At 47.3% G+C, this 19,203-nt stretch carries 19 protein-coding genes; 6 read left to right on the forward strand and 13 right to left on the reverse strand.

The window, feature by feature from the left end; genetic code table 11:
• Positions 1–56: 56 nt before the first annotated feature.
• Positions 57–1,004, reverse strand: a complete 948-nt coding sequence (gene rssA / locus SHEWANA3_RS13730) for a patatin-like phospholipase RssA (protein WP_011717504.1) — start codon at positions 1,002–1,004, stop codon at positions 57–59.
• Between the two features lie 301 nt (positions 1,005–1,305).
• Here rssA and SHEWANA3_RS13735 point away from each other — a divergent pair, with 301 nt between their 5' ends.
• The 4 genes from SHEWANA3_RS13735 to SHEWANA3_RS13750 all read left to right on the forward strand — a co-directional run bounded on the left by SHEWANA3_RS13735 (position 1,306) and on the right by SHEWANA3_RS13750 (position 4,342).
• Positions 1,306–2,655 (forward strand): DEAD/DEAH box helicase, encoded by a 1,350-nt coding sequence (locus SHEWANA3_RS13735; protein WP_011717505.1) that lies wholly within the window; start codon positions 1,306–1,308, stop codon positions 2,653–2,655.
• A gap of 98 nt (positions 2,656–2,753) precedes the next feature.
• Positions 2,754–3,191, forward strand: a complete 438-nt coding sequence (locus SHEWANA3_RS13740) for a DUF3010 family protein (protein ID WP_011623199.1) — start codon at positions 2,754–2,756, stop codon at positions 3,189–3,191.
• A 57-nt stretch (positions 3,192–3,248) separates the two neighbouring features.
• Complete coding sequence (locus tag SHEWANA3_RS13745; protein WP_011717506.1) at positions 3,249–3,758, forward strand: YgjP-like metallopeptidase domain-containing protein; 510 nt, start codon at positions 3,249–3,251, stop codon at positions 3,756–3,758.
• Between the two features lie 125 nt (positions 3,759–3,883).
• The gene (locus SHEWANA3_RS13750) at positions 3,884–4,342 is read left to right on the forward strand and encodes a hypothetical protein (protein WP_011717507.1); all 459 of its coding nucleotides are present in this window, start codon (positions 3,884–3,886) and stop codon (positions 4,340–4,342) included.
• A gap of 351 nt (positions 4,343–4,693) precedes the next feature.
• On the opposite strand, the gene SHEWANA3_RS13755 is transcribed toward SHEWANA3_RS13750, so the two are convergent.
• From SHEWANA3_RS13755 to SHEWANA3_RS13770, 4 genes are all read right to left on the reverse strand, one after another.
• Complete coding sequence (locus tag SHEWANA3_RS13755; protein WP_011717508.1) at positions 4,694–5,989, reverse strand: peptidoglycan DD-metalloendopeptidase family protein; 1,296 nt, start codon at positions 5,987–5,989, stop codon at positions 4,694–4,696.
• A 266-nt stretch (positions 5,990–6,255) separates the two neighbouring features.
• The gene (locus tag SHEWANA3_RS13760) at positions 6,256–9,312 is read right to left on the reverse strand and encodes an SMC family ATPase (RefSeq protein ID WP_011717509.1); all 3,057 of its coding nucleotides are present in this window, start codon (positions 9,310–9,312) and stop codon (positions 6,256–6,258) included.
• Positions 9,309–10,511, reverse strand: coding sequence for an exonuclease SbcCD subunit D (locus SHEWANA3_RS13765; RefSeq protein ID WP_011717510.1), 1,203 nt, complete (start codon positions 10,509–10,511; stop codon positions 9,309–9,311). Before SHEWANA3_RS13765 ends, SHEWANA3_RS13760 begins: the two co-directional genes overlap by 4 nt.
• A 280-nt stretch (positions 10,512–10,791) precedes the next feature.
• Positions 10,792–11,562: a TSUP family transporter gene (locus SHEWANA3_RS13770; protein WP_023267800.1), complete on the reverse strand. Its 771-nt coding sequence runs from the start codon at positions 11,560–11,562 to the stop codon at positions 10,792–10,794.
• Positions 11,563–11,703: 141 nt separating this feature from the next.
• Here SHEWANA3_RS13770 and SHEWANA3_RS13775 point away from each other — a divergent pair, with 141 nt between their 5' ends.
• Positions 11,704–12,612: a LysR family transcriptional regulator gene (locus SHEWANA3_RS13775; protein ID WP_041413081.1), complete on the forward strand. Its 909-nt coding sequence runs from the start codon at positions 11,704–11,706 to the stop codon at positions 12,610–12,612.
• Between the two features lie 54 nt (positions 12,613–12,666).
• On the opposite strand, the gene SHEWANA3_RS13780 is transcribed toward SHEWANA3_RS13775, so the two are convergent.
• The 5 genes from SHEWANA3_RS13780 to SHEWANA3_RS13800 all read right to left on the reverse strand — a co-directional run bounded on the left by SHEWANA3_RS13780 (position 12,667) and on the right by SHEWANA3_RS13800 (position 16,281).
• Positions 12,667–13,053, reverse strand: coding sequence for a ribonuclease E inhibitor RraB (locus SHEWANA3_RS13780; protein WP_011717512.1), 387 nt, complete (start codon positions 13,051–13,053; stop codon positions 12,667–12,669).
• Between the two features lie 22 nt (positions 13,054–13,075).
• On the reverse strand, positions 13,076–13,306 hold the full coding sequence (locus tag SHEWANA3_RS13785; RefSeq protein WP_011623208.1) for an RNA-binding S4 domain-containing protein: 231 nt from the start codon (positions 13,304–13,306) through the stop codon (positions 13,076–13,078).
• Positions 13,307–13,376: 70 nt separating this feature from the next.
• Positions 13,377–13,913: a GNAT family N-acetyltransferase gene (locus tag SHEWANA3_RS13790; RefSeq protein ID WP_011717513.1), complete on the reverse strand. Its 537-nt coding sequence runs from the start codon at positions 13,911–13,913 to the stop codon at positions 13,377–13,379.
• A 73-nt stretch (positions 13,914–13,986) separates the two neighbouring features.
• The gene (locus tag SHEWANA3_RS13795; protein ID WP_011623210.1) at positions 13,987–14,265 is read right to left on the reverse strand and encodes a peptidylprolyl isomerase; all 279 of its coding nucleotides are present in this window, start codon (positions 14,263–14,265) and stop codon (positions 13,987–13,989) included.
• Between the two features lie 180 nt (positions 14,266–14,445).
• Positions 14,446–16,281 carry a DUF885 domain-containing protein gene (locus tag SHEWANA3_RS13800; protein ID WP_011717514.1) on the reverse strand — a complete coding sequence of 612 codons (1,836 nt, stop codon included), beginning with the start codon at positions 16,279–16,281 and terminating at the stop codon, positions 14,446–14,448.
• A gap of 80 nt (positions 16,282–16,361) precedes the next feature.
• Here SHEWANA3_RS13800 and SHEWANA3_RS13805 point away from each other — a divergent pair, with 80 nt between their 5' ends.
• The gene (locus tag SHEWANA3_RS13805; RefSeq protein ID WP_011717515.1) at positions 16,362–16,871 is read left to right on the forward strand and encodes a diguanylate cyclase; all 510 of its coding nucleotides are present in this window, start codon (positions 16,362–16,364) and stop codon (positions 16,869–16,871) included.
• A gap of 51 nt (positions 16,872–16,922) precedes the next feature.
• On the opposite strand, the gene SHEWANA3_RS13810 is transcribed toward SHEWANA3_RS13805, so the two are convergent.
• Genes SHEWANA3_RS13810 through SHEWANA3_RS13820 form a run of 3 tightly spaced genes read right to left on the reverse strand, consistent with a single transcriptional unit; the run spans position 16,923 to position 19,202 of the window.
• Positions 16,923–18,170: a tetratricopeptide repeat protein gene (locus SHEWANA3_RS13810; protein WP_011717516.1), complete on the reverse strand. Its 1,248-nt coding sequence runs from the start codon at positions 18,168–18,170 to the stop codon at positions 16,923–16,925.
• A gap of 2 nt (positions 18,171–18,172) precedes the next feature.
• The gene (locus SHEWANA3_RS13815; protein ID WP_011717517.1) at positions 18,173–18,796 is read right to left on the reverse strand and encodes a TonB family protein; all 624 of its coding nucleotides are present in this window, start codon (positions 18,794–18,796) and stop codon (positions 18,173–18,175) included.
• 1 nt (position 18,797) lies between these two features.
• A complete protein-coding gene (locus SHEWANA3_RS13820; protein ID WP_011623215.1) occupies positions 18,798–19,202 on the reverse strand; it encodes a biopolymer transporter ExbD in 405 nt (134 codons plus the stop codon).
• Between the last annotated feature and the right edge of the window lies 1 nt (position 19,203).

Genomic DNA, 19,203 nt, shown 5'->3' on the forward strand with positions numbered 1-19,203 from the left:
CAGAACGAACAAAATCTAATCTCGAAACGTCAACACGCCCTAAGTATCCTCGCGACTTAGCCTTTCCAGATCGCGGCTTCAATCAAGTGCGCCACTTTAGCGACAGCCGCCTCCCCCGCCGCTATGGCCTCATCGGCGCGGTGAAATTCCATGGTGCCGATATTGGCGACTTCGGGCACAACCAAGACATCGGGCGGATCTCCCATCAAACGCGCCCGTTTATGGCGCTGCTCTAAAATCCCCATCGATTGAGACATCACCGCAATCATGCCGGGGTTGGATTTAGTGCCGAGGGAGAACTTGTCGGTTAAACTGCTGACATACTCCCGCCCCCTAGCAAATAAATCCATAAAGCCAGTTTCTTGGCGCGCGGGCATTTCGGTTTCTTCCTTCGGCGCCTTATGGCTGGTCATATTGACGGGCAATACTTGCAGCCGCCCAGAATGAAACCCATGCAAATCCACGGCAATCACAATATCGACGCCCATCGCGCGGCTCACTGACACAGGCACAGGGTTCACCACAGCGCCATCGACTAACCAACGGTCTCCTTGACGAACGGGGGCTAATATTCCCGGCATTGAGCAAGAGGCGCGCACAGCTTGGCGTAAATCGCCATGGCGAAACCAGATTTCTTGCCCCGAATACAAGTCCGTCGCGATTGCTGCAAAGGGTCGCTCTAAGTCTTCAATATTGATATCACCGATGCGCGATTGCAGCACATCGAAGACTTTCTCACCGCCGATCAAACCGCCCTTACGCCAACGAATATCCATTAACCCGAGGACATCCCAGCTCGAAAAACTGCGCACCCATTCCTCAAGCTCAGTCAAATGATTATGGGCATAGGCCGCCCCGACGAGCGCGCCGATTGAACATCCGGCCACTTTATCGGGTTTGACTCCCATGGCGGCAAGGCCATTGAGTACACCGATGTGAGCCCAGCCCTTGGCGGCTCCGCTTCCAAGAGCGATGCCAATGGTGGGTTTTGTTCCCTTGCCCATAATATATTTCCCTTAACAACTCTATGATTTGAATAAGCTAAGTTCCGTTCTGAACACTGTCAATGATTAATGCATGATTATTCGTTAACTCGGTAATGGGCGGCATTAAAGAGTATTTGAACAATCAGCCTACCTAACGAACCTATGGAACGGTTCTGCATGACGAGAGTGAAGAACCAATAGCGGCTAGCCATATCTGCGGCGATTTAACGGATTCAGTAAGATAATGACCAATCAAGATAGCTGAGCATAGTGATTTAAGGCTATAATCTGCCCTCACTCAGATTTAGGGGATATACCTTTGCAGTTTACTGATTTTTCTCTGGACCAGCGTCTGTTACAAAGCTTAAAGCATATGGGGATTGCGACCCCAACCGCCATCCAGGAACAAGCACTGCCTATCGCATTGGCAGGTAAAGATTTAATGGCGTCATCAAAAACAGGATCGGGTAAGACCTTAGCGTTTTTGTTGCCAGCGATGCAAAGGGTTATCTCCACCCGCGCCTTAACCAAGCGCGATCCTAGAGTACTGATTTTATTACCAACCCGCGAATTGGCCCACCAAGTGTATAGCCAGCTACGTTTGCTAGTTGCCAACACTCAGTACAAAGCCATTAGCGTGTTGGGCGGTGAGAACTTTAACGATCAAGCCAAGGCGCTGGCAAAAGAGCCGCATTTTATCGTGGCAACGCCGGGACGTATCGCCGATCATTTAGAGCAAAAAAACCTCTTCCTCAATGGATTAGAACTGCTTGTCCTCGATGAAGCCGACCGTATGCTGGATCTGGGTTTTGCGCCGCAATTAAAAGCCATTAACGCCGCTGCAGATCATAAGCGCCGTCAAACCTTAATGTTTTCGGCCACCTTAGATCACAGTGAAATCAATGAGATTGCCGCCGCATTACTCAAAAATCCATCACATGTGGCGATTGGCGCTGCCCACACTGAGCATCAGGACATTACCCAACGGATTTATCTGTGTGATCATTTAGATCACAAAGAAGCCCTGCTCACGCGTTTGCTCAGTGACGAAACCCACAAGCAAGTGATTATTTTTACCGCCACCCGCGCCGATACCGAGCGCTTAGCCAGCAAACTCTCGGCGCAAGGTTTTGCCACCGCGGCGTTAAGCGGCGAGCTGAAGCAGGCGGCCCGTAATCAAATCATGGATCAATTTGCCCGCGGTCAGCAGCAGATTCTGGTGACCACAGATGTGGCATCCCGTGGCTTAGACTTACTCAATGTCTCCCTCGTCATTAACTTCGACATGCCCAAATTTGCCGAAGAATATGTCCACCGTATCGGTCGTACCGGCCGCGCGGGCGCAAAAGGTGATGCAATCTCCCTCGTTGGCCCTAAGGATTGGGATAACTTTAAGAAAGTACAACTCTTCCTCAGAAAGACCTTTGAGATCAGTGTCATTCAGGGCCTCGAAGCTAAATTTAGTGGATTAAAAGACAAGCCAAAGACTGCCGCAACTAAAGCGGTCACTAAGGCTGGTACAAAAACCAAAGCGAAAACCAAATCAAAAACGGTTAAAACGGCCGCCTCCCGTGACAAACGCTTTATCACTGGGGTTGATGTGGGTGATGCGCCCATGCGTAAAAAACCTGCGGCGCCTCTGCTGCAGGATCATGACGACGAGCGTTAATGATTTACTCGCGAGAGTCCATAGTGCAGACTCTCGACATTACGGGTGGGAATATGCTCCTGCCATATGTAAGAAATGTTGATATTTAAAGGTGTAACATGCGAATTTGTGGTGTTGAATTAAAAGGCGGCGAAGCCATTATCAGTCTGCTGAGCTACGAAGGTGAAACCTTCAACGTACCAAGCTGCCGTAAAGTGTCTTTTAGCGTCGCTCAATCAGCCTCAGCGGAAACTATCCGTGAATTTCACTTCGCTTTCCATAAGTTAATGGAAGATTATAAGGTCGATGAAATCGTCGTTATCGAGCGCGAGCAAAAAGGCAAACTGGCAGGCTCTGCCACCAGCTTTAAACTCGAAGCCGCAATTCAACTCGGCGATCTGCCGGTGACCTTGTTATCGCCTGTTGCGATCAAGGAACAAAACAAGCGTAATCCGCCTCAAGTTGATTTTGACAGCTTAGATCTCAAACGCGTCCAACAACCCGCCTTTGAGGCCGCCTACGCTCAGCAAAATCGCCGTATCTTCGGTAAAGCTTAAAGCCTGTGAGCTTAGCGCGGCTGTAGCGCTAAGCTCGTTTCCCCACAGCTCAAAACAATGCAAACCTTAAAATATTTAAGCGGTTATAGTCCGGATATCCAACGCCAAGTTCAGCAACTACTCGAAGGTGGAAAGCTTGCGGATGTTTTGCTGCGCCGTCATCCCACAGTCCACGAGATCCGCAGCGACAAAGCCCTCTATGACTATACCCAAGGGATAAAAAATCAGTTTTTACGCCAATCCTCTCCCCTGTCGAAAGTGATCTTCGATGACAAAATTAGCATGAGTCATCATGCACTTGGCTTACATTCTTACGTCTCCAGAGTGCAAGGGAATAAAATCAAGGCTAAGAACGAAATCCGTATCTCTTCACGTTTAAAGCGCGTCCCCGAATCCTTGCTCAGAATGGTGGTTGTACACGAACTCGCCCACTTAAAAGAGAAGGATCATAATAAAGCTTTCTATAAGTTGTGTACTTATATGGAGCCCGATTACCATCAATTCGAATTCGATCTGCGTTTACTGCTAACCTGTATCGACGCTAATCAATCACCCTATTCAAACTAAACAAACTTATTCGACTAGGCTCGCATTTTACTCATCGATTTATCACGCACAGTTGACTGATAATAATTTTCATTTAGAATGAATCTGTCTTATCCGTTACCGCACTACAGTCGTGTAAAAGTCGTATGAAAAAGCAAAAGATTGGTAAAAAGCTAGAAAAGTGGTGTAACAAACAGGCCAAGAAACTGCAAAAACAGCAGGCAAAATCCAATCGCCCTGTTGAATTTCAAAACCTTTATTCGGCAAATACGCCAATTATGCATACGACTCACGCTCAAAATAAAAAACAGCAGCGTAAACACTTAAGCCAATTATTGTCCGAATATCTGGCAAAACAGCAGATCCAAACCCTCGATAAGACTGCCCGCAAAAAACAACTTAAATTAGCTAAAGCCCATTTTAGTGCAGCGAATGATGCTAAATTTTTATCATCCGCCGTTATTAAGCGTATCCGTCCATTACCCACTGAACGCAGTTTTGCACTTCGTCCCTTTAAAAAATCCCCCTGCGGAGGTTGCCCTGCTTTAAAAGGTCGTCTGTGTAAATGTGCATTAAAGGCAATGCAGAAACGTCAAGCCAGTTAATTCATTTGAGTTAACGACTTATTAGCCGTAATCCATCAAACTCAATACACACTAGCTAGCGCAAGCATGTGACTCGCTTATTTCGGCACTGACACATCTCTAAGCCGATATCTACTTTTATCCTTTCAGTTGTGTATATGCGTGTTAATTCGGCCTACTTCACTCTCTCCATCACTTATTAAAGCAGTAAAGCTCAATCCGTATTCGTCCCAATATCAACCCTATTAAGCTTGTATGTTGATGAACACAGCATTTTCCAGCGGTTATACTAAACGCAGCGCAAATAAAAACGCCGATGAGGTCAGATTCATCGGCGTTTTTATATTCGGTTCGCGCGGATTAATGAATAGATTAGCCTAAATTCATTAATGCTTGGCGGCTCTTCACGATATTGCTGAAGGTACGTAATTCTTGGTTCGCTAATTGGCTTGCCATTGGGATATCGGCTCTCATAGGATCCACTGGCTTACCGTTGACATGGAATTCATAATGTAAATGTGGACCAGTAGAACGTCCGGTATTACCTGATAAAGCAATTACTTGGCCACGAGTGACGCGTTGACCTTTGCGCACTAATGCCTTAGAAAGGTGTAAATAACGTGTACGGTACTTACCACCGTGTTCAATCACAATATATTTACCCGCGAATTGGTGATCGGTGACTAAGCTTACGACACCATCGCCAGGGGCAATAACTTTAGTACCAATAGGCACTGAAAAGTCGGTACCGTTATGGGGTGAAATACGGCCAGTAATTGGATGTTTACGCGTCGGGTTAAAACGAGAACTCATGCGTGGTTGTTTAGCCAATGGAATACGTTGGAAGGCACGCACTAAGCTTTGGCCTTTCGCATCGTAATAACTGCCATCGGTATGTTGAAATGCACTAATTTCAGAGCGGCCCGTTTTAATACTCACGCCTAATATTTGGCTGCTTCCGGTTGCTTCGCCCTCAACATATTGATCATTTACCAAAACAGAAAATTTATCACCCACACGTAAATCCCGAGCAAAATTCACTTTCTCTTTGAGTAAATCTTCAATCCGCTGAATATCGGCCGCCGCTAAACCCATTTTTTGTGCCGAGACATAGAATGAGCCTTTAATATCGCCAGTAACGATACGGTTTTGCCATACGCCTTCAACGTTAATTTCTTCTACGTTAAAGCTACCATCTTCGTAACGGGTAAATACTACTTGGCGGGCAGCGTTAAAATACAGTTCTAACTTTTGCAGTTGGCCTTCATTATCCAGCCAAAATTGAATACGGTTACCGGGTAATAAGGTATCGAGCGCCAGAATGTTTAAGTCGGCCTCTAGTACTTTATACATGGTTTGTTGGTCAACACCGGCTTTAGAAAATAAAGCACTTAAGGTATCGCCGGAGGCAATGACACGTTCAAAATGAGGGGTATTATCGACAATTGGAGCCGTTTCAACAGGCTCAGAAACCTGTGGCAAAATCGTCTCAAGATCGAGCGCGACGGGAATACGTTGAGCAGTAGGAACCACATGGTTGGCATTCGGCATTAACATCGCCGCACCGATTAATAAACCACCAACTAGGAGAATATTTTTATGGGCTGAAGATAAATTCTGCAAACGAATTTGCGGAAAATTAGCCAAATTGGGTTTACCTGTCTGCAACGCTTTCACCTTTTGTTATCGTTATTGCGTTATATTTTTGAACCAGTCCCACAGGGGGAAGCCCGAATTTTGCCAACTTATCCCAAAAAACCGATTATGACAAACGCTATTTTGCACTTTTATAGCACTATTTACTAAAAACATGCGTCAGTTAGCACTTTAAACCGATTGTGTGTTCTGTATATAGATGTTAAATAGCGCAAAATATCATTTATCATTTCAATAAAAACAAAGTGTTAAGCTAATACTTCTCCACTTAAGTCACACTAAGGCAAAATCACCTTGATTTCACTCCCATGGGAGGTTTTCAAGATATCAATTCGGGTGCCTATCTGCTCTTTCATTTCAGACACATGGGAAATCACCCCAATCATCCTGCCCGCCGACTGCAAATCCATTAGGGTTCGAATGGCAAGTTCGAGTGAGTCCTGATCTAAGCTACCAAAGCCTTCGTCGATAAATAAGGTATCGAGTTTTATCCCCCCAGCGTAGGCTTGAACCACATCCGATAAGCCCAAGGCCATCGACAAGGCCGCCATAAAACTCTCACCACCACTTAAGGTCGCCACGGGACGCACTTTAGAGGTGTAGGCATCCTCGACTTCAAGCTCCAGCCCTGAAGCCTTATTGCCCTTAGCTCTGTCTTCCTTGCGCAATAATCGGTAGCGCCCTTTACTCATTAAATGCAGCCTCTGCGTTGCCGCAAGTAACACATCGTCGAGCAATACGCTGAGTACAAAGCGTTGCAGGGAAATTTTGTTGCCGGTATTACCATTGGCAACATCGGCCAAAGTGCCAATCACAGCGTATTCATCCTCAAGGGATTTGGCCTTTTGATCAACAATCGCCAGCTGAGTTTGGGTATTGTTAAGTAGGGTGAGCCGAGTGTTGAGTTGACTCCATACCTCTTCCGCCGTTTTAAGCTGTGCGAGTCGCTCCGTGAGCAAGGCCTCTAAAGCATCAAGATCGGGTGATGTCGACTCGCTCAACTTGGTTTTAAGCTGAGTCAGTTGCGACTGATTTAAGGAGCACTGCCTATGATAGGTCTCTATGCCCTCAGCTAGCGCCTGCATTTGCTCATCCGTTAATAAGGCCTCGCGCAATGCATCTCTATCGGTAAAGCCTGCATTATCCAGCGCCGCTAATAGTGCCTGCTGTGCTTGCACCTGCAGATCTGCCGCGCCATTACAATGCTCTATCGCCGCCGACAATGCCGTTTGCGCCGCCACACTCTGCTGCGCCGCCTGCTGCTGCGCGGCTCTGAGCGCATCAATCTGACGTTTTATCTGCTCGAGTTGCTGCTGATTATCTGCAATCGCTTGATTCAATACCTCCAGTGTTCGGTATTCCTCTGGGATCCGCAGCGCTTTTTCCGCAAATTGACCCGATAAGCGCTCGACTTTACCTTCTTGTTCACGGTAACGCTCACGCTCAAGTTCTAATTGCTGCGTCAATGTCGACTCTTGCTGTTGCAAGGTTTTGATCTGTTCCTGTAACTGCTGTAGCGCTTGCGCCGCAGCGTCTGCCTGTTTGGCTTGCAGTGTCAGTTCGTCTAACGTTTGGCGATGGGATTCAAGCGACAACTCAACCTTATCACCAAGGGCTGTTGCCAGCTCATTCGCCTGCTGTTGCTGTGCTTCTAATTGCTTTTGCAGCCCGCGATATTCTGTCCGCGCTTTATTGAGATTATCGAGCGCCAAGGCCTCGGCATCCTGCGCCGCTTGCAATTGTAGATCCGTTGGCAACTCCTCATGGCTCACCGCGGGTTGAGGATGGGCCGAACTGCCACAAACTGGGCATGGCTCATGGGGTTTTAACTCTCTAGCTAAAATAGCAGCCTGACCTTGAAACCATGTCAGCTGCAAAGACTTGTAAGCCGTTGAGGCTCCTTGATATTGGGTATTAAGTGCTTTTCCTTGTGAGCCGACCTGCTCAAGAATCCCTTGAGTGTGCGCGACTTTGGCACATATTTGTTGCCACTGCTTGAACTGCTCGAGCATATGACGGTACTGCTGCAGCGCCTGCGCAGTGGCAAGTTGCTGCTCACTTTGCTGTTGCAAGGCTGGCTGTTGATTCTCACAATGGCTGCGCTGCTCAACTAAAGCTGCAAGCGCATTTTTACTCTCCTGCCCCTGCAACTTGGTGTGTTGCAGTATCTCTTTAGCCTGCGCTAAAGCTTGTTCAAGGCTGGCAAACTCTGCCAGCTGTGGCACTAAGGCACTGAGATGACTGTGTTGCTGCTCAAGGTCGCGCAGCTTATGTTCGAGGGGAATGATTTCCTGGGCCGCTGTTTCAGCTTGTGCGAGTGCGATCTTAGCGGCATCGTGTGTCGACTGCACACTATCGCGCTGAGCGGCGGCGAGACTCGCTTCTTGCTCCCGCGACAAGACATTATCTAATAAGGGTTTTACCCGTATTGCTTGCTTGGCGACGTCAAGCCGCGCCGTTTGGGTTGCAATCTGCGCTTGCTGCTCATTAAGGCTAAGCGCCTCAGCCTGCAATTCCTGTAAGCGAGTAAATTCAGCAAAGAGTTGCTGCGCGCTATCACGCTGTTTTAATGCCGCTAAATGCGCCGCAACGCTCTGCTCCTTTGCCGCCGTCGCCGCCGCGAATTCGGGTTCAATGCGGCTAAACTCTGCGGCAAGTTCGTCATCGGATGTTAATGCTGCGGTTTGCAAAATACCGTCGCGGCGGGCGCGCTGTTCTTTGACAAGGTTGCGAATATCCGCCGCCTTGGCTTTTAGGGTATCTTCGATGCGTTTATAAATATGAGTTTGAAATAGCTGGCTAAAAATTTGCTCACGCGCCTTAGAGTCGGCCATCAGCAATTCGCGAAATTTCCCCTGCGGGAGCACCATTACTTGACGGAACTGCTCCACATCTAAGCCGGTTAATGCCTCGATTTCGGCCGTGGCGTCTGACACTTTACTGGCGACGATAAGGGTTTCACTGCCATCTGGGGCAATCTTATACAGCTGCGCCTCACTCTTTTGTACCGTTGAGCCATCACCGCTTTTCTTTAATCTTTCCTGCTCGGGGACGCGGCGAATACGATAACTCGTACTGCCTAATTGAAAACTAAAAGTCACCTCGGTAAGCAAGTTATCATCGGCCATATCGCAGCGCATCTGACTGCCTTCGCGCTCGTTACCAGTGGTTTTGCCGTAGAGCGCAAAACAAATTCCGTCGAGCAATGTAGTCTTGCCCGCACCAGTTGGCCCGTTGATCAGGAATAAGGGGTTATCCCCCAGTTCGGTAAAATCAATGGTTTGAGTCGAGGCAAAGGGGCCAAAGGCCGACATTGACAGCGTGAGTGGCTTCATGCGGATTGCTCCCCTTTGGCTTTAACGCGAGTAGATCCAACGCTATCCCCTTCATCCCTGTGAAGCTTAGTTAAAATCTCATCCATAACCGCTTGCTGCGCATCACTCAGCGCCTCGCCAGAGACTTGGCTGAAAAAATCACGGAACATGGCCATTTCGCCTTTTTTGATATGGTCACGATTGAGTGTGACGGCCTGCTCGCCCGCCATTAATCCTGTGCGTTCTAGATGCAGCACATTGGGATAGACACTGCGCAGTTTGCCCATGGCATCTAAAATGGCGTGTTTATCGAGGAGTCTGACCATCAGATAATCCTCACGCTTAGCATCGGTTTTCCCAAGATCTAATAAATGCGCCAATTCCCCTTCGATAATCCGCACATCGCGCAGCGCCGTTAAGGGCAAGAGTTGGATTTGCGCCGGAGTTTGCGCTGCAACGTCCACTAAAGTGACTGACTTGTGTTGATGCTGTTCGCTAAAGGAATATTTCAAAATCGAGCCGGAATAACGTACATGCTCGCAACCTTTATATTGCGGTCCGTGTAAGTGGCCGAGGGCCACATAGTCAAACTCACTAAAAAGCCGTGGGGAGATTTTATCGGCACCACCAATATTCAATGGCCGCTCGGACTCGGACTCACTGCCGCCATCTAAAAAGCAATGACTAACCACGACTTTAGGTAACCCTTGGCTGTCGTGGCTGCGGACTAGTTCTAACAGTAGCGTCATCGCCTCTTCATGACTGGATACGCTAAGCCCATTAGCTTCCGCCTCAAATACTTGGCGCACGGTTGCAGGTTCGGCGTAAGGCAGCAGATAAAAGTAAGCATCGCCACTTGGGCTGGTTAAGCGGATCGGCGTTAAATCAGCCTGCAGTGGCCCAATAATGTGCAAACCACTTGCCGCCATTTGTTTGGCCGCAAAGCCTAAGCGTTCGTGCCCGTCGTGGTTACCGGCAATCAGCAGTACTTGTAACCCTAACTCTGTGATAAGGCGATTAAGCACCTCATCGAGCAAAGCCACGGCGCTGGCAGGTGGAATCGACCTATCGTAAATATCCCCGGCAATAATCACCGCATCGACAGAGTGCTGCTCTGCCAATGTCACAATCTGATCAAGCACATAGGCTTGGTCTTCTAAGAGTGATTGATTGTGTAACTGGCGGCCAATGTGCCAGTCCGAGGTATGGATAAATCTCATCGTTGTTAAACCTTAATGGATACTAAGCCGATTCTATCGCACTGGCGCTTACCGTTTAACTTGCGAAGTTCCGGTGCAAACACTTGGCAATAACACAGTCAATTGACCCTAAAAACGCTTTAAAAATGCTAGGTTATCCTAAACATGACTGCGGAGTATAGCGAATACCAAGGGAGTGAAGAGATTTGCAGCAATAAGGCCGAAAACTGTGCTCATGGACTATGCAGCACAAATAGACAATCGGCCTTACTAGGGAGAGTTAAATATGAGAGAGGCTATATCAAAACAGGTGATATTGGCTGGCTAACAGCTTCACGCTCATGGCCAAGGACATAGTCACCACTAATGGCTTAATGATCTTAGTGCCCTTGGTCACGACTAAGCGCGAACCTAAGGTGGCGCCGATAGCCTGCCCAGCAAGCATCACTAAACCGAGCACCCAAATCACTTTGCCACCTAAGGTAAAGAAGATAAGCGAAGCAATATTGGTCGAGAAGTTTAACACCTTGGCGTGTGCCGTCGCCTTTGCCAGACCAAAACCGGCCAAGGTCACAAAGGCCAGCGCGAAGAAACTCCCTGTGCCAGGGCCAAAAAAGCCATCGTACAAACCCACACCGAGCGCGGCGGTAAAGGCAAAGGCGGTAGGCGTTAACACTTGGTGACGGTCATCTTCCGAAATCTTTTTCGAAAACAAGAAATAACAACCAATCGCGAGGATTAAAAAGGGTAAGACTAACTCCAGCACTTTGGCATCGACCAACTGCACCAGAATCGTGCCTAAGGCGGCGCCCGCAAAGGCACAGATAAGGGACAGTTTAACGGCCTTCAAATCGACCAATCCCTTACGCACAAAGTACAAGCTCGCAAAAAAGCTGCCACCGCAGGCCTGTAATTTGTTAGTCCCGAGTGCCACCGCCGGCGGTAAACCCGCCCACATTAACGCAGGGATAGTCAGCAATCCCCCGCCGCCAGCGATAGAGTCGATAAACCCCGCCACCATAGCCACGCCAAAGAGTAATGCCGCAATTTGTAGAGTCAGTTCAAATTCCATGATTGTTATTATTGAGTAATAGGAGCTAAGGCTTCGCATTAGACTGCGTTTGCCTTATAAACGCAAAGGAGTTATTGTCGCGCTAGCGTGAGCAAAGCTCACACTAAATGCCCTTATCATTTACTCGATTCGGATACGCCTATGTTTACTTCCTTGCCGCCCCTCAATGCATTACGGGCTTTCGAGTCTGCCGCCCGCTTGCAAAGCATGACTCTTGCCAGCAAAGAACTGCATGTCACCCACGGCGCCATCAGTAAACAAATCCGGGTATTAGAAGAATTCTTAGGTTTTGCCCTCTTCGTGCGTCTGCATAAAAAAGTCGCACTCACGAACGAAGCCAAGCGCTACTTGCCCCATGTGCAAGCGGCTCTGCAAACTTTGTCCAGTGCCACCGCCGATTTACGTAGCCAAGGCTCGCGGCCACAAACTTTAGCGATCAATGTGTTACCCAGTCTAACCATCAACTGGTTAATCCCCCGGATGGAGCAATTTAAATCTCGGCATCCGCATTTGTATGTGGATCTCTCGATTGGTGACTTTGCCGTCGATTTCAGCCAAGGCCGTTATGACATTGCCATTCGCAGCAGCACTCAACTCCCCAGAGGTGTTAATTACATCAAACTGATGGATGAAGACTTGTGCTTAGTGTGCGCGCCGTCACTCGCGCCTAAGCTCAAAAGCATCGAAGACATCAATCAAGTTACGCTGCTGAAACACACCACACGGCCAGAGCTTTGGGAATATTGGGCGGATAAAGTGGGACTGGTACTCACGCAGGCACAAACCTTTGGCGTCGAGCATTTTTATATGTTGAGTCAAGCCGCAGCCAGTGGCATGGGCGCAGCGCTGATCCCACGTTTTTTTATCGAAGAACAATTGGCCAATGGCAGCTTGGTGATCCCGTTTGAAGCGCCTTTTACCAGCCCATACGCCTATTACTTACTCACGCCCAAATCCCCTAGCCTACCGCTAAAAGTACAAGCCTTTATCGATTGGATGCTCGAGTTATTTTCCCCATATCGGCAATCGTCAGATAACGACAGAGCCTAGAGAGTAAAAAACCACCTGAGCGGTGGTTTTTTAACGGCTTATCCGGAGATAGGCTTAGTGATGGCAATGTTCATCGTGAACATGGTCGTCATCCATAAACTCATCATCACCTTCTTGATGTTGCATTACGCCCCATCCATCGGTCATGCCGCCGAACTCGGCCGCAAAATCATTAAGAATGGTTTCTTGCTCAACCAAGTCATCGTAGTCTGGCACCATGTTGATGCATACGATGATTTCCCACTTGCCGAGTTCATCGTTAAGGTTCAGCTCGACTTCGCCTTCTAAATCGGAGTTGGCTAACTCTTCGAGTGCAGATTCAGCATCACGCTGATCATCGAAAACTAAAAAGAAATCAACATCGAGGGCTTTAGTGAGGTCAATTCCGGCTTCGGCCATCGCAGCCAGCATTTTGCCATTATCGTCGTCTGGAAATTGCATATCCTACTCCACAGTATCTGGCTTATTCAGCCGCAATGATTTGAACCGATTCACCATTAAAGCTGACGATGTCACCCGCAACGACTTTTTTACGTTTGCGCGTTTCTACTTCGCCATTGACGGTAACCAAACCTTCATCAATAACATGCTTTGCTTCGCCACCAGCATTCGACATGCCTTGTACCTTTAATACTTTGTACAATTCAATAAAATCTTCGCCAGGATACAAAGCTAACTGATTAATTTGCGCCACTTAAACACGCCTCAAAAAATAAACCTGCGGCATTATAGCAGCATGTCCCATGGGATGCAGATAATTTAACTTATCTTTGCCTTTCATCGGCGAGCAGCCCATAGGCACATTCATCCTGCCACTCATCACCTATCTTAAAATGCTGCCGAAATACGCCTTCGAGTTGAAAGCCACATTTCTCCATCACCCGGGCAGAGCCGATGTTGTCTTTGGCGCAGTGCCCAACCAATTTATGAACAGACAAACTCAAACAGGCCCAATCGACAACCGCCTGTAAACTCTCAGTGGCATAGCCTTTACCGTGCCCCGCGTGCGCCAGCAAATAGCCGACCTCGGCACGTTGCTCCTCCACACTTTGACAATGAAGACCGGTTAAACCAATAAACTCACCGCTATCAAGGGTTTCAATCACCAGTGTAAGCCAATCGCCAGAGGCATAGTCCCAGGTGGCTGAGCGCTGTTCAAACTTTTGCCGGATCACTTCGGGAGCTTCAGGAATGCGCACATAGCGATTGATGTCAGGATCTTGATGTAATGCCAAGAAGTGTGGCCAATCCTGCTCTTGTAAACTGCGAAGTCTTAATCTGTCGGTATAGAGTTCAAGCATAGCGGCTCCCCAATGGATGGACGAACTAAAAAAATGGCAGCTAAACGCTGCCATTGTCTCGGCAAGGAGATGATTAACCGCGGCTGGTGACTTCGAGTAAGTGGTATCCAAACTGGGTTTTAACTGGACCTTGAACCACGTTTAATGGCGCACTAAACACTACTTCATCAAATTCACGCACCATCATGCCTGGGCCGAATGAACCTAATTCACCCCCCTGTGCACCCGATGGGCATGAGGAATGGGCGCGGGCGATTTGCGCAAAATCGGCACCATCGAGGATCTGTTGTTTAAGTGCTTGGCACTGCTCTTCGCTGCTCACTAACAAATGTCTTGCTGTAGCCTGAACCATGGTAAAACTCCCTGAATAATCCTGAGACATTTGCCCCAAATATCATATGGTTCCCGTTTATATGACATCTAAACGGGATGTGAATGTTGAGTATAAAAACATTCTGTTTAATTAAAAAGTCTTAAACTGCGCCGTCATTAATTTTGTAATCGATAACGGCGCAGCATAATTGACTCGGTATTAAGCCTTAGTCGCCGCAATCCAGCGGTCGATCTTCTGCTCCATCACCGCCATAGGTAGTGAGCCAGAGGTGAGGATCTGATCATGGAAGGCTTTTAGGTCAAACTTATCACCTAGGGCTTTTTCAGCACGTTCACGTAGGGCTAGGATTTTTAGCTGACCTACTTTATAGGAGAGCGCTTGACCCGGAATCGCCATATAACGTTCAACTTCAGCAATAATATCCGACTCGGCCATGGGCGAATTGTCCTTCATATATTGAATCGCTTGCTCGCGGCTCCAGCCTTTGGCATGTAATCCCGTATCCACCACCAAACGCATCGCACGCAGCATTTCGTCTGACAGCTTACCAAAGTATTGATAAGGGTCGCTAAAGAGCCCCATTTCGATGCCTAAGTATTCAGCATACAACGCCCAGCCCTCTTCGAAGGCTGTATAGCCACTGAAACGTTGGAACTCAGGCACGCCTGTTAGCTCTTGCTTAATGGCGATTTGGAAATGGTGCCCAGGCGCGGCCTCATGTAATGATAACGTCGTCATGCCCCATTTCGGCTGAGCTTTTAGGTTATAGGTGTTGATATAAAACACCCCTGGACGACTACCATCCACAGCCGGCGATTCATAGGATGCGCCCGCTGCCGATTGTTCTCTAAAGCTTTCAACCGGTTTAACCACATAGTCGGCCTTTGGCATCACATTAAAATACTGTGGCAATACTTGGTTAATCTTATCTTTTAACACCATGTAGCCATCGATTAGGCCTTGGCGATCGTTATAGAAGTATTGTGGTTCAGACGATAAGGAGGCGAAAAAGGCTTTTAAATCCCCTTTAAAACCCACTTGCTCACGGACTTTGTCCATCTCAGAAAGAATGCGCGCGACCTCATTCAGACCGATTTGATGAATTTCATCCACCGGCATGGTCGTGGTGGTATGGGAATTGGCTAAATGCTGATACCAAGCTTTACCGTTTGGTAGACCAGACCAACCGTCCGTCGCGCGGGACTTAGGTAAGTAAGTCTGCTTGAAGTAATCGCGCAGCCCCGTTAATGCAGGCACTAAACGCTCATTAATCATCGCCTGATAACTTGCTGTTAACTCAGCCTTATCTTGATCCGAAAACGCTTCTGGGAAGTGATTAATCGGTGAATAGAAAATGCTTTGGCTAGCATCCGTAGTAAGCATGGCATCAAGCTGTGGAATAATCCGCTCAACTAACACGCGCGGTAACACCACTTTACTGGCAATACCTTCATTCATGCGATTCTCGGCCAATTGGATCCAATCGATAAAGCCGTTAACACGCTGCTCCCAGTTGCGATAATCCTGTACTGTGTTAAAGGGCTGCGCACTCTCACCGCTCCCCAGTTGCACCATAGTGATCACTGTGCTGTAGAATTGGCTGATCGGCATAAAGCGTGATGGGAAGGTTTCGTCCACTAGAGCCATTTCGCGGTCATAAACAAACAGCGCATAGCTGAGTTGTAAATCGGCTGGCAATTGCTCAAGGTCAATCGCTCTCACTTGCGCTAAATAACGGGTATTAAGATCATGACGCGCCTTAAGATATTCCTCGGTTAAGTCTCCACCAAACTGCGCGTTGTAATCATTAACACCGACAAAAGTGGCGTAAATCGGCTCTAACTTTAAGTAATCTTTAAAATAGGCATCAACTAAGGCTGCGTATTTAGACTCTGCGGTTTGAGTTTCAGTTTGAGCTTGGGCGGGTGCTGATGGAGCCGAACCTTCCTGTACCGCAGCCGTTGTCTCAGGCTTTGAGCAGCCTTGTAAAGCAAACACTAACGCTATCGTTCCCGCTAATAAACTTAATTTCATCTTTTATATTTCTCCTTTTGGGTCCGTGATAGCCAAACTCTTCCTATACTTAGTTCAAAGTCTGCTTACGGGATTCATCTATGATCTACTCATTTCGTAACTCAGGTTTTAGGGATCCTGAAACAGGGGTCTATAACCAAACCTATTTCATGGAAGTATTCAACCGAGAGTGGCACAGGCACATACGTGAGCAACAAAGCTTGGCGTTATTGTATCTGTGCCCTCACATTCATGAAACCGTCAAACAACCCCATTTACTCGAATTCTTTACTAAACAGGTACAAGAAGCACTGCTACGGGCGACAGATCTGATTGCAAGGTTAGATCACAACCATTTTGCGTTAGGACTTTTCAATATTGATGAGGAAGGTACTGAGGTGGTGTTAAAGCGTATAGAGCAACATATTCAGGAATTTAATCAAGAATTTGGTAAAAATCACAAACTGAAAATCGATTATAAACTCGCTGCCTGCCTGTGCTTACCGACCCAAGAAAAGCGTATTGAATCCTTATTTAACAATGTCTCAAAGCTGTCACTCGAACTCGAACGCAACCAGCAACAATCGCAGGTGTTAGTAAAGCTTCAATAAAGAAAAAGCCCCTTACGGGGCTTTTTAGATCTGTATCGCGAATACAGTGAATTACAGTTCGACGTTGTGCATACGCGCTTTTTCTTTGATATAAGCGATATAGCTGTTTGCACTCTTCTCAGTCTTCTTATCCTTCGCGGCTAGTACAGCGCGGTTATAAGCTGACTTGTACTGTTTCAAACTTAAATGGGCTAGCGCCAATTCGAAGTTTGCTTCACCAGGATGTTCAATACCTAAAGAGATGGCTTTCTCAAGCACTGGAATCGCTTCAGAGTATTTCTCATTCAAGCTCAGTAAACGACCTTGTTTCAGGTACAGCTTGCCATCGTTATTGATAGCAGCCGCTTTTCCATAAAACTCAGCAGCTTCTTTGAACTCTTTCGCGTTTTGGTAGAAACCAGCCAAAATCTCATAAGATTTTGCATCTTCAGTGATGAGGCCCGACTTCATGTTCTTTTGGAATACTTTAGCTGCTTGATATGGCGCACCTTTCTGTGCCATCAGCTGAGCTAAACGAGTGATGTTAGCTCCAGAATCCAAGAAACCATTACGGTAAGCCAAATCATAAGTCGCTAGCGACTTATCATAGTCTTCTACCATCAGATAAAACTGTGCTAACTGAACCCATAATCTGCCATCATCCGGGAATAACGGCACCATGACTTCTAACACACCAACGGCTTTTTTATACTTCTTCTGGTTGAAGTAAGACGTCAGTTTCATCTGATACAGACCTTTATCAGGAGCTTCGGCGAGTGAAAGACCTTTATCAGCCACTTCAATCACTTTGTCCCACTGTTTCAGTTCTGTGTAAGCAATACCGATACGACGATACATTTGAGAGTCAGCCTTACAAGTGAAGTCCATCCACTTGTAATAGTAAGGAATCGCTTCCTTAAACTTCTTCTCTTGTAACAACAAGTCGGCATAGAGGCGCAGTGTTGCCGCGTGATCTGTTCCACCTAAAATATCCGCTTCAACGGCTTGTTTCAGGTACTTGATCGCAGTATCCATCTTGCCTTTTTCGGCATAGAAGTTACCGAGCATACGCGCAACATACGCTTTATCGAAATCGTTCTTTGGGTTGGCTTCCAACAATACGGCAATCGCTTCATCAAGCTGGCCATTGGTGTAAGCTTCAAAGGATTTCTGAACCTTCTTCGCAGCACTTTCACCTACCGCTTTAGATTGGCGCTTATCGATTTCACATTTCTCAGCTGCAACAGCTGAAGAAACAGATAAGGCGCCACCACAAAGAGACAGTAATAACGCAACTGCGATTTTATTTGCATTACGCATTGTTATTTGCCTCCTTTATCTAAAGTGAAGTCTAGTTGTACTGTCATGCCTGGTTGTTTAAGTGGCTTGCCATCAACAATCTTAGGCTTGTACTTCCACTTTTTCAGTGCACGGATTGCTTCTTTATCGAATAAACGTTTAGGTTCAGCTTGGATAACTTCAACGTCATCTACACCACCTAATTCGTTAATCGTAAAGCGTAATTGTACCCAACCTTCTTTACCGTCACGCGCCGCAGCAATTGGATATTGTGGTTCGATACGGACGATAGGTGTTGCATCACCGTCACGTGTCATCATGTTACCCAATTTGAAACCACCGGCACTGTGACCACCGGCTTCAACCCCACCCATATTGAACGACATAGACGTATCAATATTTGATGAAGTGTCTGGTGGCGTAGTATCAGGCTTCTGTGGTTGCTCTGGTGGTGGTGGCGGCTTAGGCACTACCCTTGGCTTATTCTGTGCTTTTGCATCCTGTCTATCCATGGTGATTTCAATTACAGGGGTCTCGGCCGATGTTTCAGCGCGTTGCGCCCCACCACCGACCAAGAACGCCATAAAAGCGAACAGACCAAAAGTCACAGCAGCACCAATAATGATTGATACTAGTGCTCTTAGCATATTAATCGTTCCCCGCAGATACCGAAATCTTATCTATACCAGCCGCTTTGACTTGGTCTAGAACTTTAACAACTAAGCCGTGTTGCGTATCTTTGTCGGCCTGGATAAGCACAGCTGCTTCAGGCGCTTCAGCTAGCATACGCTCAACGTTTGCAGTTACACGCTCGATATCAACCTGACGGTTTTCCATCATGATCACGCCAGTTTTGCTGACGCCGATAAAGATGTTGGCCGAAGGCTTAGAAGTCGCTTGTGAAGCTTTTGGTTTGTTATAGTCCAAACCAGATGGTTTCACGAATGACGTTGTTACAATGAAGAAGATCAGCATGATGAACACGATGTCGAGCATCGGTGTCATATCAATTTGCGCTTCCTCGTCTACACTGGAATGCTTTTTACGTGCCATG

Source organism: Shewanella sp. ANA-3, assembly GCF_000203935.1.
Lineage (GTDB): Bacteria > Pseudomonadota > Gammaproteobacteria > Enterobacterales > Shewanellaceae > Shewanella.

Excerpts from the sequence above, each read along its gene's own strand:
- rssA (WP_011717504.1), bottom strand. The coding sequence starts at position 1,004 with ATGGGCAAGGGAACAAAACCCACCATTGGCATCGCTCTTGGAAGCGGA.
- SHEWANA3_RS13740 (WP_011623199.1), top strand. The coding sequence starts at position 2,754 with ATGCGAATTTGTGGTGTTGAATTAAAAGGCGGCGAAGCCATTATCAGT.
- SHEWANA3_RS13745 (WP_011717506.1), top strand. The coding sequence starts at position 3,249 with ATGCAAACCTTAAAATATTTAAGCGGTTATAGTCCGGATATCCAACGC.
- SHEWANA3_RS13750 (WP_011717507.1), top strand. The coding sequence starts at position 3,884 with ATGAAAAAGCAAAAGATTGGTAAAAAGCTAGAAAAGTGGTGTAACAAA.
- SHEWANA3_RS13760 (WP_011717509.1), bottom strand. The coding sequence starts at position 9,312 with ATGAAGCCACTCACGCTGTCAATGTCGGCCTTTGGCCCCTTTGCCTCG.
- SHEWANA3_RS13765 (WP_011717510.1), bottom strand. The coding sequence starts at position 10,511 with ATGAGATTTATCCATACCTCGGACTGGCACATTGGCCGCCAGTTACAC.
- SHEWANA3_RS13770 (WP_023267800.1), bottom strand. The coding sequence starts at position 11,562 with ATGGAATTTGAACTGACTCTACAAATTGCGGCATTACTCTTTGGCGTG.
- SHEWANA3_RS13775 (WP_041413081.1), top strand. The coding sequence starts at position 11,704 with ATGTTTACTTCCTTGCCGCCCCTCAATGCATTACGGGCTTTCGAGTCT.
- SHEWANA3_RS13780 (WP_011717512.1), bottom strand. The coding sequence starts at position 13,053 with ATGCAATTTCCAGACGACGATAATGGCAAAATGCTGGCTGCGATGGCC.
- SHEWANA3_RS13790 (WP_011717513.1), bottom strand. The coding sequence starts at position 13,913 with ATGCTTGAACTCTATACCGACAGATTAAGACTTCGCAGTTTACAAGAG.
- SHEWANA3_RS13795 (WP_011623210.1), bottom strand. The coding sequence starts at position 14,265 with ATGGTTCAGGCTACAGCAAGACATTTGTTAGTGAGCAGCGAAGAGCAG.
- SHEWANA3_RS13800 (WP_011717514.1), bottom strand. The coding sequence starts at position 16,281 with ATGAAATTAAGTTTATTAGCGGGAACGATAGCGTTAGTGTTTGCTTTA.
- SHEWANA3_RS13805 (WP_011717515.1), top strand. The coding sequence starts at position 16,362 with ATGATCTACTCATTTCGTAACTCAGGTTTTAGGGATCCTGAAACAGGG.
- SHEWANA3_RS13810 (WP_011717516.1), bottom strand. The coding sequence starts at position 18,170 with ATGCGTAATGCAAATAAAATCGCAGTTGCGTTATTACTGTCTCTTTGT.
- SHEWANA3_RS13815 (WP_011717517.1), bottom strand. The coding sequence starts at position 18,796 with ATGCTAAGAGCACTAGTATCAATCATTATTGGTGCTGCTGTGACTTTT.
- SHEWANA3_RS13820 (WP_011623215.1), bottom strand. The coding sequence starts at position 19,202 with ATGGCACGTAAAAAGCATTCCAGTGTAGACGAGGAAGCGCAAATTGAT.